The sequence below is a fragment of the Arthrobacter sp. S2(2024) genome (genome assembly GCF_036662515.1).
Classification (GTDB): domain Bacteria; phylum Actinomycetota; class Actinomycetes; order Actinomycetales; family Micrococcaceae; genus Arthrobacter.
On sequence record NZ_JAYKZI010000010.1, the window covers coordinates 88,367 to 100,840 of the forward strand.

At 61.3% G+C, this 12,474-nt stretch carries 7 protein-coding genes and 2 pseudogenes; 6 read left to right on the top strand and 3 right to left on the bottom strand.

The annotated features are described in order from the left end of the window. The 6 genes from VLA65_RS17130 (at nt 1) to VLA65_RS17160 (ending at nt 9,151) form a co-directional block, all read left to right on the top strand. The gene (locus tag VLA65_RS17130; protein ID WP_332603202.1) at nt 1-1,128 is read left to right on the top strand and encodes a glutamate cyclase domain-containing protein; all 1,128 of its coding nucleotides are present in this window, start codon (nt 1-3) and stop codon (nt 1,126-1,128) included. Next, nucleotides 1,118-2,410, top strand: coding sequence for an aminotransferase class I/II-fold pyridoxal phosphate-dependent enzyme (locus VLA65_RS17135; protein WP_332603203.1), 1,293 nt, complete (start codon nt 1,118-1,120; stop codon nt 2,408-2,410). The genes VLA65_RS17130 and VLA65_RS17135 overlap by 11 nt, the downstream gene beginning before the upstream one ends. After that, nucleotides 2,407-3,459: a glutamate cyclase domain-containing protein gene (locus tag VLA65_RS17140; RefSeq protein ID WP_332603204.1), complete on the top strand. Its 1,053-nt coding sequence runs from the start codon at nt 2,407-2,409 to the stop codon at nt 3,457-3,459. The genes VLA65_RS17135 and VLA65_RS17140 overlap by 4 nt, the downstream gene beginning before the upstream one ends. A gap of 29 nt (nt 3,460-3,488) precedes the next feature. Continuing rightward, nucleotides 3,489-6,959, top strand: a complete 3,471-nt coding sequence (locus tag VLA65_RS17145) for an NAD-glutamate dehydrogenase domain-containing protein (RefSeq protein ID WP_332603205.1) — start codon at nt 3,489-3,491, stop codon at nt 6,957-6,959. 49 nt (nt 6,960-7,008) lie between these two features. Further along, entirely contained in the window at nt 7,009-8,295 is a 1,287-nt protein-coding gene (locus VLA65_RS17150; RefSeq protein ID WP_332603206.1) for an ATP-binding protein, read from the top strand. 682 nt (nt 8,296-8,977) lie between these two features. Continuing rightward, nucleotides 8,978-9,151, top strand: coding sequence for a helix-turn-helix domain-containing protein (locus VLA65_RS17160; protein ID WP_332603207.1), 174 nt, complete (start codon nt 8,978-8,980; stop codon nt 9,149-9,151). A gap of 179 nt (nt 9,152-9,330) precedes the next feature. Here the strand turns inward: VLA65_RS17160 and VLA65_RS17165 are convergent, their stop codons facing one another. The 3 genes and pseudogenes from VLA65_RS17165 to VLA65_RS17175 all read right to left on the bottom strand — a co-directional run bounded on the left by VLA65_RS17165 (nt 9,331) and on the right by VLA65_RS17175 (nt 12,186). Then, nucleotides 9,331-9,858, bottom strand: coding sequence for an AAA family ATPase (locus VLA65_RS17165; protein WP_332603208.1), 528 nt, complete (start codon nt 9,856-9,858; stop codon nt 9,331-9,333). Between the two features lie 531 nt (nt 9,859-10,389). After that, a pseudogene (locus VLA65_RS17170) lies at nt 10,390-11,014 on the bottom strand (alpha/beta fold hydrolase); the annotation flags it as partial. Nucleotides 11,015-11,048: 34 nt separating this feature from the next. Beyond that, nucleotides 11,049-12,186, bottom strand: a pseudogene (locus tag VLA65_RS17175) (IS3 family transposase). Nucleotides 12,187-12,474 lie beyond the last annotated feature (288 nt).

Here is a 12,474-nt window from a genome sequence, read left to right on the forward strand (position 1 = left end):
ATGGAAACCGAGTCTGTTAGTCCTGTCCTTGACGAAGCTCCCACTGCCGCCCCGGTGGCCGATGAGCGACACCTTGCTGCCGTTATGGAAAGCCTGGACCGGCTCATGACAATAGAAATCAGGCCAGCAGATGGCAAGCTCCCCGCCGGAATCGTTTCCGGACTGTACGGGGCCTGCCGGGACTACTTCGGAGAGCCCCTCACCGGGCTTGCCGAACGACGGCTGCGGGAATCCGTGGCCACCAACTCCACCGTGTTCATCGCCACCGGGGCAGGCATTGGGCCTTGGCTGCCCCAGGGTGAAACGGATGGGCCGATGGGTGCCGCGGTGCTGGGCAGGGCCATTGCCATGACCCTGAAAGCCCGGACAGTTTTCGTCACGGAGGCCCGCCACGAACCGGCCGTCCGGGCGGCCATGGACAGCCTGGCGTTCCCGGACGGGTTTGAGCCGGAGATCGAGCTCGTGGCCCCCGGCGAAAAAGAGGGGCGGCAGACCGCTCAGCGGCTCATCACCCTGTACCAGCCCACGGCTGTGATTTTCATCGAAAGGGATGGCCCTGGCACCCAGGGACGGTTTCACGGCGTGCGGGGAGACTGCCGATCCGCAAACGACGTGGCCCAGCTGCACCACCTGGCAAACCTGGCCGGCCGGTCCTCGATCCTGACGATCGGTATCGGTGACGGAGGCAACGAAATCGGGTTCGGCGCCCACCGGCGCCGGATCGCCAGCAGGCTCCCCGGCGACGGCACCTGCCGGTCCGGATGCGATTCAGGGATCTACACCGTCACGAAAACACAGGTGACCATCAGCGCCTCGGTCTCAAACTGGGGTGGCTATGCCCTGGCCGCCGCCCTGGCAGCAAGTTTCCGCGACCCTGACGTCTGTCACACGCCTGAAGAGGAGGAGATCCTTCTGCGGGCCTGCATCGCAGCCGGTGCACGAGACGGCGCCACGGGATCCGCAAACCTGCAGACCGATGGAATCCCGCTGGAGACCCACCAGCATGTCATCGCACTCATGAAGACCATCGCAGCCACCACGTTGGCACGCACCGCAACCGTTGAGCGTCAACCAACGCAGGTCTTCGCACCACCCGCAGTAACAAATAGGAGCCGTTTTGTCAGCTAACCAAGCCACCGTACCAACCGTCAAAACAGATCGTTTTGGCAACCCCATTGACCCGATGGTGGGGTACGCCCGCGGCACTATCATCGATTCCAGTATTGCCGAGGGCCGCCGACTGCGGCACGGGCAGGCCATCGCTGCTCAGCGGGTGCGGGCTTCAGGTGCTGATGCAGTGGCCGTCTACACGGGCAACCAAAGGGACCTGCCCCTACAGGTAGAGGATCTGGCAACGTATGCCGAAGAATGGGTCGGTCCAGGTCTCTTCGCCGATGAGCTAAAGGAAGCAGCCATCCGCCACCTCGGCGGCGGGCCCGACGACGCGGTGGCGGCGTTCAACCGGACTACTGCCGGCATCATCGCTGCTATCTGTGCGCTGGCGGCCGACATGCCCGTGGTATCAGTTGTCCCAGCAGGGGCGCGTTCCCACGCGTCCCTGCCGCGGGGAGCGAAGCTTGCAGGCGTGTCCTGTCTCGAAGTTGGCATCGACCAGGACTGGCGCGAAGTCATCCGCGCCAACCGCCCCGCTTTGGTGATCGTCACAACCGTGACCTCAAGCCTGGAGCGGCTGGAAGACAATGAAAGCATCTCAGCCGTCGCATTTGCCCAGGCTGAGGGATCTGTCGTCCTCCTCGATGAAGCCTACGGTGCACGGCTGCGGACGGTCCTCCACGGGGGAATGCCCTCCCTGCACCTCGGTGCGGACATCAGCATCACTAACTGCGACAAAGCCGGACTGGCGGGTCCACGTGCCGGAATCATGGTTGGCCGCCCCCATCTGGTCGCCGCTGCTTCGGCAAAAGCCTCGGAGGTCGGTGCGGAAGCACGCGCACCCATCGCCGCCGGCGCGCTGCGTTCACTGCAAAGCTTTAACCCACAGGACCTTCTCACGGAGTCGGTGTCCGGGCAGGAAATCTCCGATGCCCTGGAAGCACGACTGGGTGCCGTTGTTGAACGCAGCGACCTTGGACCCATGATCCATGAAGATGACGTCCATGCCATTGTCCTGCAGCGGGCAGGCAACGCATCTTCGACTCTCGTTCCCGCCGAAACAACATCCGCGCTCGGAGCGCTCCTGTTGCGGGATTACGGCATCCTCACCGTCAACACGCACGGTCAACCGGGCGCACGCGTGTCGCTGCGCCTGAAGCCCACCCTTGACGCACTTCGACGTACAGGTGGCCCGCTGAAGGTGGCAGAGGCTGTCGACGCCGCTTTGGACACTTTGGCCGCTCAATTCGAAGACACAGACGCTATATCCACCCTCATTCTTGGGAGTTCACGATGACAGACCTGCAAACACATGAACCGACCGCTCTCAGCCGCACATTCGCACCACACGACAGCAGGCTGGACAAGATCGTCAACGTGGACATCGGTGGCCGCGGCGTAGAACATCTGCATGAGGCTGCCCTTCGCCGCCAGGATGGCTGGTCGTTGGTCGGACGGGCAGCTGATCTTCTCGCTGCCGTCCCCGAGAAGGGAACCGTTCTGATGACGACGGGTTCCGTATCGCGGGCCTGGATCTCACCGACCATCGGCGAGAACGACGGACCTGCAGGCGCAGCTGTCATCGCCCGGGCCTTGGCCATAGCTAAGCGCGTGACACCCATCGTTCTCGCCGAAGCCACACTCATCCCGGCGCTTGGTCCGATCTTCGAAACGGCAGGCCTGACGGTTCTGTCCCCTGAAAAGGCTCGTGAAGCCAACGCCGGCGGCACCCTGTTGGCCGTAGCCTTGGTGCCCTTCACAACCAGCGACGACGAAGCAGCAGCCGAATCGCAGAAGGTCCTTGATGAGTACAAGCCTGACCTGCTGTTCTCCACGGAGCGCGTTGGACGCAACAAGAACGGCTTCTACTACAACATGCGCGGGGTGAACTTCGGCCAAGACCGGGCACGGGTGGACTACGTGTTCGACCTTGCCTACGTCTTGGGCATCCCGACCGTGGCTGTCGGCGACGGCGGCAACGAAATCGGCATGGGCAATGTGGCAGAGGCTGTTGCAACCCATATTTCCCACGGTGCTGAGGGTTCCTGCCCCTGCGGCGGAGGGCTCGGTGCGACAACCCAGGTCGAGGCCCTTGTCACCGCTGCTTGCTCGAACTGGGGTTGCTACGCCGTTGCGGCAGCTCTTGCCATCCGTTTGAGCGATGCGCGAATCGTGCACACCGTTGATCTGGAACAAGCACTCCTGCGGCGGGGCGTTGATGTCGGGTTGATCAACTCCGTTGTTGGGGTTGTGGACCCCAAGGTCGACAACATCGATGTCTCCACGCACTTGGCCGTCGTGGAACTCCTCTCCGCAGTCATCAGGCCGGCTCTGTCCCTCTCGTAGGCCCCAACCAAGGATCGAAGAAGCTCGCCATGCCGCACCTGACCGAAGATCAGTCCCCGAACCGCACCCGCGAGAGCGGCGGAGCACCTCCACAGCACGGTGCTACCCACGGCACCCGCAAGAACCTTGCCGACTGGATCACTGAATGGGACACGTCCTTTGCAGGAGAAGCCCGCCGCGCTGTGGGAGCCGGTCAGGCGGATGCGCTGGTCCGCCGCTGGATCGGCGCGATCCCGCTTTCCTACCGTGAAACGTTCAGCGCCACGGAGGCGCTCCAGGACTGCCTGGCCATCGAGGCCGGAAGCGGTGCGGCTGGAGCGCAGATTCTCAGGTTCTACAATCTGGAAGCCGACGCCGGGCGCCAGAGGCTGAAAATCCTAGGTCCCTCGGAACTGTCCCTGGAGGAAATCGTGCCGCCCTTTCGTGATCTGGGCATCACCATCCGGGACGAAAGGCCGTACCGGATCGCCCCCGCTGATCAGCGGCCAGCCTGGATCTACGACCTCGGCATTGACGGTGTCGGCGACGAAACCATAGCTGAAGAGATTCACGCCCGGATCGAAGAGACCATCCGGGCGGTCTGGTCCGGGACGACCGAATCGGATGCCTTTCATGGCCTCATCACCGCGGCTGGGCTTACATACCGTGATGCACTGCTGCTGCGGGCGTACTTCCGGTACCTCAGGCAGAGCGGACTGGGCTTCTCTTTGGAACGCGTCGCCCAGGTCCTGGGAGGTCACGGTCACATTGCGGCGCGCCTGGTCTCGTACTTTGACGCCCGATTCAGGCCCGGTCTTGATCCGACCGGAAGCGCGGCCCAGTCGCAGCTGACCGGCATTCTCGAAACCCTTGATGACATCACGGCACGGGACGATGACAGGATCATCCGCTCGTACCTCGACGCGATGAAGGCAACTGTTCGGACCAACTTCTACCAGGCGGGCGCCAACGGGGCATCCAAGGGCTACGTTTCACTGAAAATCGCCTCCGCCGAGCTGCCGCTGCTGCCCGAACCCCGTCCGGAAAGCGAAATTTGGGTCTACGCCGCAACGGTCGAGGGTATACACCTGCGTTTTGGATCCATCGCCCGGGGAGGTCTTCGTTGGAGTGACCGGCGGGAGGACTTCCGCACGGAGGCCCTTGATCTCGTCAAAGCGCAGGTCGTCAAGAACGCCGTGATCGTGCCCACCGGCGCAAAGGGCTGTTTTTACGTGAAAGGTGGAGCAGGAACCGATCGTTCCGGCTCCGGCGCGCGGGAAGCCTACAAGTCCTTCATCAACGGACTGTTGGACCTGACCGACAATATAGTCCCTGCCGACAATGGCACGACTGTTCAACCACCGGCCAATGTCGTGAGGCATGACGCTGAAGATACCTATCTGGTCGTCGCGGCCGATAAAGGTACTGCCCGCTTTTCGGATCTGGCCAACGAAGTCGCCGCCGAGCACGGATACTGGCTCAAGGACGCCTTCGCCTCCGGAGGTACTGTCGGCTACAACCACAAGGCAATGGGCATCACCGCCCGCGGCGCTTGGAAATCGGTCGAGCGCCACCTCATGGAAGCGGACTTTCCGTGGAACTCAGCTCCCATCGACACGATCGGCATCGGTGATATGAGCGGTGACGTCTTCGGCAACGGCATGCTTTACACCGATAAGATCGCGTTGAAAGCTGCGTTTGACCACCGGCACATCTTCCTTGACCCAACCCCGGACCCGGCCGTGTCCCACCAGGAACGTGCCCGGCTCTTCCGCCTCGAAGGCTCGTCCTGGGACGACTACGACCGGAACAAACTCTCGGGTGGAGGAGGGATCTTCTCCCGGCAAGCCAAGCTCCTCCTGATCTCACCCGAGGCAGCCTATGCCCTCCGTTACGAAGGCCCTGTCACCCTCACCCCGGAAGAACTCATCCGAGCGATCCTAAGAGCCCCGGCAACCCTGCTGTTCAACGGGGGCGTCGGAACCTACGTCAAACACAGCCTGGAATCCCACTCTGATGTGCTGGACAAGGCCAACGACGCCGTCCGAATCGACGCCAACCAACTCAGGGCGCAGATCATCGGCGAAGGCGGGAACCTGGGAGTCACACCCCGCGGCCGGGTCGAAGCATCGTTGTCGGGCGTTCGAATCAACACCGACGCGGTCGACAACTCCGCAGGCGTCGACTGCTCCGACCACGAAGTCAACATCAAGATCCTGCTCAACTTGGCTGTATCAGCCGGAGACATCGCCGAAACCGACCGGCCGGGTCTCCTGCGCGCCATGACCGACGAGGTAGCGCAGTCCGTCCTGGCCAACAACTACGAACAAAACTTCGCCCTCGGCACTACGGTGGGCCACACACGGTCCATGACTCAGGTCTATCTGCGGGCCATGAAGTTCATGGAGTCCAAAGGCCGCCTGCATCGCCGTCTGGATTCGATGCCCAGTGTCGAGGAAATCCTTCGGCGCCTGGATATGGGACAGAGCCTGACCAGGCCTGAAATCTGCGTCCTCCTGGCCTACATGAAGTCGTCGCTGAGCCAGGAAATACTCGCCAGCTCGATACCGGACGAAGCGTGGGCCCAGCAGGAGCTCGAAGAGTACTTTCCCAAACAGCTTCTGCATAAGGCGCGCAGACATCTTCAAAGCCACCCCTTGAAGCGGGAGATCATCGCAACCTCCCTGGCCAACAGGATCCTTAATCACTCAGGCATCACGTTTGTGTTCCGGCTGTGCGAAGAAACCGGGGCGAGTGAAGCCGACGCGGTCCGGGCATATTTCATTTCCGCTGGAATCTGGAACCAGCCGGCGTTCTTCAGTTACATCCGGGGCTTGGACGGAAAGGTTCCGGCCACCGTCCAGGAGCGGATGGACCGCATCATGCGGCGCCTGCTCGACAGATCAAGCCGGTGGTTCCTCAAGCACCAGACAGGGACCTGGGATGTTCTGGCCGAGATCGAAAAGTACCGGCGACCGGGGGAAGAACTTTCGGCGCAGCTGGACACGCTCCTGCGACCCATCCAACTCCAGGGAATCCGGGACAGCGCCGCCGAACTGGAGGCACAGGGAGTGCCTGCGGAATTCGCTGTGCGGTCCGCGACGCTGCTTTACAAATATCCGTTACTGGACATTGCAGAGGCCGCATCGACCGCAGACATCGCACCGTCCTTACTGGCGACCACGTACTTCGATCTCTTCGAACAAATCGAAGGCAGCAGTCTGCTGAGCAGGATCGATTCCCTGGCGCGCAACGACCCATGGGAAACCATGGCTCGGGCCGCCCTGCGTGAAGATTTCTATGACGTCCTCTCCAGCGCTTCAGTCGCCTTGGCCACACCGAAGGCTGGCAGCTCCCGCCAGGTGTCGAGCGCCGTCATTGAAAGCCGGCTCGGACTGATCGCAGACGCACTCTCCGAATTGAGCGCCCGCGAGACATCAAACAACAGGGACTTTGAAATCCTCACAATTGTCCTGCGTGCTTTGCGCAGCCTGCGAACCGCGGCATTCACACCCCGCTAGCCATGCGCTTGCGCGCTTCCACTGCTTCAACACTCAAAAGGACAACTCCGTGCACGCATGGCGCTTACGAGAACTTCAACACGAAGATTTGGACCAGCTGATAAAACTCTGGCATTCCTCCAGAGACGGACACCTCCACTCGGTTTACAGCATCTCTGACATCATGGCCGCAGCCAGTGACGGCAACAGCATCGGCGCCTTTGTCGGCACCGAGCTCGTCGGAGCCGCAGTCTCAAGGATCCAAGTAGACCGTGCATGGATCCTCATGCTCGCCCAAGCCCCACAGTGGCGGAACCAGGGACTTGGCAGTTCGCTGATCTCCACTCTGGAGGAGAGCCTCGCTGAAACTGAAGTTGTCAAGATATCCGCGCTGCTGCCGGCCACTGAAACACGAGTTCAGGCATTCCACAACAGCGGTTTCGGACCGCAGGAAGAACTCGTGTATTTCGAACGCAGCGTCCCCGTGCAACCCAAGGAATTACAAACCCTGGGAAGGCTCGGCGGATCAGCATCCCCACGAGGCTTGTGGGACGACATGGGAGGAATGCAACGCGAGAAAGAGCTCATCGAACGCAGGCTCGTTTTGCCTCTTGCGAAGGCAGACCTCGCCAAGTCCCTCGGTGTCGAACCCCCGCGCTCGGTGGTACTGTTTGGCCCCCCGGGAACCGGGAAAACAACCTTTGCCAAAGCCGTCGCCTCACGACTCGGGTGGCCCTTCGTTGAAGTCTTTCCATCCCGTCTCGCCACAGATCCCAGCGGACTGGCCGCGGCACTCCGCCAGACATTCCTGGACATAGCCCACCTCGAACACGCCGTCGTCTTCATCGACGAAGTCGAGGAAATCGCAGCCCAACGAACTGGCGGGCCGCCATCACCCCTTCAGGGCGTTACCAACGAACTGTTGAAGACCATACCGGCCTTCCGCGCTAAGGACGGCAGGCTGCTCATTTGCGCCACGAACTTCATACGATCTCTGGACCAGGCATTCCTTCGCCACGGGCGTTTCGACTATGTCATCCCCATTGGACTGCCGGATCTCGACGCCCGCAAGGCTATCTGGGAACGCTACATTCCAGACAGCGTAAATCAGCACGTCGATATCGACGTGCTGGCCAAAAGCACCGAACGTTTCTCTCCGGCCGACATCGAATTCGCCGCACGAAAGGCATCCCAGCGGGCCTTGGAAGAGGCTGTCTACGGCACACCTGCCGGTAGGGGCGAGCCTGCCCTGCAAACACGGAACTACCTCGAAGCCATCGCCCAAACGCGGGCAACATCAAGCGAAAAAACAGTCAACGATTTCCTCGATGACATCGACAGGCTAGGCCGCATCTGAACCCCGAGGTACCACCCTCATCGACGACAACGCGGAACGGACTTTCGTCTCTACAGTCGGGGCCAAAGGAGAAGTGACAGCGGACTACTGCCGCAAAGCCGCGCCTCGAACGGGCAACCGCCGCCTGATCTACCGGCGCCGGACGCCTTTCTCAGCGGTTACAGCACTGACTGGATGTATGGGAGGAAAATGCTAACCTCGAGTTCGAAAATTGTGCGTCCCACCGTGGACAAACCACACCCGGAAGAAGAGTCCGGATCCCACACACCTTCACTTTGTCAACGGATCGTGCACGGGCAATAGATATGCCATGAGAGGTGCCCGATGACAGAGACGTCCCACAAGAACCTAAAATGTGGGCCGCAACGTCATGTCACCCGGAACAGAGAACTGCATGTACTGGTGAAGGCACAACCATGAGCAAGGGACCGAAATGCAGGCCGAAAGCCGCCCGTGCAAGAAGGTGTGCACAATGTGCACACCCCTTTGGCCGGACAAAAACTGTGATGTCTCGGGACATAGGTGACGGTTTTGTATCAGGAGATCGGTGACATTTCTTGTATCAGGACTTCGGTGACGGTTGTGGGTTGTTTCATGGTGCGTCCTGGGGGCTTGCCGTTTCCGACTGTTTTGGTCCCGGCCGGCGGGTAGGGGTAGGACGTGATGTGGGCGACCCTTCACGATGACGCCGGCGAAGATCCGTCTCGCGATGTCTGCCATGGGCCAGTCCGAGACTCACATCGGGAAACTCGCCAAAGAACTCGGCGCCTCCCGACAGACCCTCTACAGGTATGTCTCACCCACCGGCGAGCCCCGCCCTCAAGCCCAACGAATACTCAAACAGGCCAACGGTTAGCCCGGGCGCGGAAAGGGGCCTGAGGACCCAATCCTCGGAAAAGTCACACTGAGCCGATCTTGCGCGATAACGGTGGCCCGCCCTGGTTCGTTCGTTGACTGTCTCGGGGTCTTCTCTTGTGGGGAAGGTGACCTGACACAGCATCAGTGAAAAAGGGGACCTACGGCTGTTTTCGCCCCTTATATTGCGGTCGCTGGCCGTGACCGGCCATCAGGTGATCCCAGATCTTCAAAGATCATCTGAGCGATCTCTTCAGCGGTGAGGGTCTGATCGATGACTTTTTGGGCGAGGCCTGGTAGTACGTCCCGCGGGCGATACCAGCTTTGCATTTTTGTGGCGTCAAATTCGGTTGCTTTGGCGCGGGTTTTGTGACGAACGAGGGTGACGGCCAGGGGCACGTCCAGGTAGTAATGTCCGGCGATTCCTCGGTGATCTTGGGTGAGCTGCCGCAGCATGGTCCCGTATCTGTCGCTGTCCAGGATCCCTTCAATCAGAACATCGAAGCCGGAATCAAGGCAAAACCTCGCCATGGTGTCAATCAGTCCAATGTTGACCGAGTCCGTTCGGTCCTGCTCGGAGAGGACCGTGCGGCGGACGTGGTCCTGCTCAATGACGGCGAGACCGGGACCAACTTTTTCCCGCACCAGCTGTGAGACTGTGCTCTTACCGGCTGCCGAGTTGCCGCGAAGGACTATAAGTCTGCTCACCATCGATCCAGTCACCGTCATGAGACACAACTCTACTGAAGCCTTGGTGCAGGTTGGTTGTCTATTTCAGCCAGATGCGTCGGACAACTGTCTACCGACACCTGGCCGCGAGGAATGAAACGTGTGACATCCACGTCGACAAGCCGTGTTGGAAAACAATGACGTAAAACCTCTGGTCGCAACAGAATCGACATGCTCAAGAACAGAATTGCATGCCAATTCAAGGAAGCCCAATCACTAACGTGACTTTCCCGAGCATTGGTCTTCAACGTGATCGTGTCAAATATTTCTGGCCCCAGGAGGGCATCTGAAGCTGGCCCCACCCCGGGCAGGTGAGCGTAGGCGGGCGAGTCAGATCGGGAGAGCGAGGAGGGCGGGAGGGCGGTCCGACAGTATCGAGGCCGTTTGACGAACTCGATGGCCGAGATGCGTGCGTCTGTCAGAGCGCGATTCGCCGCGGAGGCCGGTCGAGTCAGGGTCGGCCGGGGTGGCTCGGTCCCGGCCTCCGCGTTCGAGCTATGTACGTTCAGTTCAGTTGGTTCGAGAAGCCGCTGAGTGAATGGCCTTGGCAAGGTCGCGGGGACGGCTCCACATAGGCCAATGCCCCGTGGGGAGGTCGATGACATCGAGATGTTCGAGGTTCGCGACTTCGGCAAACATGGCATGGCCTGCTCGGGCCAGCTCCAGCACCTACGCGCTCGGGATCGAGCAGCACACCAGGGTGGTCTGGACCTTGCGGCGGGCATCGTTCGTGAGCTCGACGGGCTGACGAAGCACGGGGCCGGGCCCAGGGACGGCCCTGGCCCGAAAACGCCCGAGGACCTCTGCGCACAGGCCTTCGAGGCTCGCCTGCTGTGCGAGGACGTCGAAGGACGGCAGCGGAAGCTCCTCCAATCCCTCCGGGGTGTCCGGGGCGAAGACGCTTCCCGCCGCCACAGGGCCGGAGTCGACCCACACCACTCGGTGGACAAGCTCAGGGTGGCGGTCAAGGACGAGGCTGACGGGGGCGTTAGCCCCACTGTGAGCGACGATAGTCGCCGACTGATCCCCCGTAGACCCCGAGTCGAGTGATGACGTCTATGACCGCTGCGGCTTGATCGTCGAGAGTCTTGGCCGCACGCTCAGGGTCGTCCCCGTCGAGACCAGGCAGCGTCATTGGGGACTGCCCCGGCTTTTGTTGACTCGGGGTCTTAGGCCGCTGTGAGCGCGGTCCGGTTGATTGTTTCATATTCGATTGGCGTGAGTTTTCCCAGCCGTCTTTGCCGTCGCCGGCGGTGGTAGGTCCTTTCGATCCAGGTCGTGATGGCGAGGCGCAGTTCCTTCCTGGTGTTCCACCGCTGACGGTCCAGAACGTTCTTTTGCAGCAGCGAGAAGAACGATTCCATTGCGGCGTTGTCCGCGCGCCCCCGGCCCATCGACCCTGCGAGCCCGTGGTGTCGGAGCGATTCGACGAAGCGGCGGGACCGGCCTGGGATCCACGATCCGAATGCACCACCGTTCCGGCCGGGCGGCGTGAGCGCACCGCGTTCTCCAGTGCGGCCACCGCCAACGAGGATTTCATCCGCGAGTCCATCGAGTACCCGACGATCCTCCCGGAATAGACGTCCTTGACCGCGCAGAGGTACAGCTTTCCCTCAGCGGTAGGGTGCTCGGTGATGTCGGTCAGCCACAGCTCGTTCGGTGCCGCGGCGGTGAAGTCCCGCTCCACCAGGTCGTCGTGAACAGGCGGCCCGGGCTTCCGGTTCAGGCCCCGCTTCTTGGAAAACACGGACCAGATGCCATGGTCCCGGCACAAGCGCTGGACCCTGTTCTCGCCCGCCGTAATGCCTTTCTCGGGGAGTTCGTCGGCGATGAAACGGTATCCGAAGGCCGGGTCGTCGTCGTGGATGTCCACGGCAGCGTTGACCAAATGCGCATCGATCCAATCCCGTTCCGTCACCGGGCTGGCCCTCCACCGGTAATAGCCTTGCTTGCTGAATCCCAACACCCTGCAGGTCACCGCCACGGGAACACCCTCGGCGGCAAGATCCGTGACCAGCGGGTAGATCATTTTGGGTTGATGTCCCTCGCCAAATAAGCAGCAGCCCGGCGCAGAATCTCCTTCTCCTGCTCCAACAAGCGGTTGCGCTTCTTCAACTCCCGCACCTCGGCCGACTCCGCCGCCACTGGGCCGGCCCCGGACTCCTTACGTTCCGCGATGGCAATCCAGCGCTTGAGCGTCGTGACCGACAGCCCAAAATCCTTCGCAATCTGCGCCAGCGGCGCCTCGCCCTTGCGGGCCACATCAATAACATCCTGGCGGAACTCCGCCCCATAAGCCGTGGGCATGGTCAACATCCTTCCACGAGCACCAGCTCGCTAGGTCAAGGAGTCAACAAAACCGGGGGCAGTCCCGAACCACACCCATCACCCGGATGCCACCAACCTAGTGGCGCAGTACACCTAGCACGGTTCACGCATCCTGCGAAGCACCGGGCAGGCGACGGCCAGCAGAACCCCTCCAGTCGGGCATTACGGTGGTACATGAAGACCCCGTAGTCGTTGGCTGTGGGTGGTAACCGCCAACCTTAGAGGTCTTCACATATTTACGATGTAACCAATCTCCTGACTCTGTGC

Excerpts from the sequence above, each read along its gene's own strand:
- VLA65_RS17130 (WP_332603202.1), top strand. The coding sequence starts at position 1 with ATGGAAACCGAGTCTGTTAGTCCTGTCCTTGACGAAGCTCCCACTGCC.
- VLA65_RS17140 (WP_332603204.1), top strand. The coding sequence starts at position 2,407 with ATGACAGACCTGCAAACACATGAACCGACCGCTCTCAGCCGCACATTC.
- VLA65_RS17145 (WP_332603205.1), top strand. The coding sequence starts at position 3,489 with ATGCCGCACCTGACCGAAGATCAGTCCCCGAACCGCACCCGCGAGAGC.
- VLA65_RS17160 (WP_332603207.1), top strand. The coding sequence starts at position 8,978 with ATGACGCCGGCGAAGATCCGTCTCGCGATGTCTGCCATGGGCCAGTCC.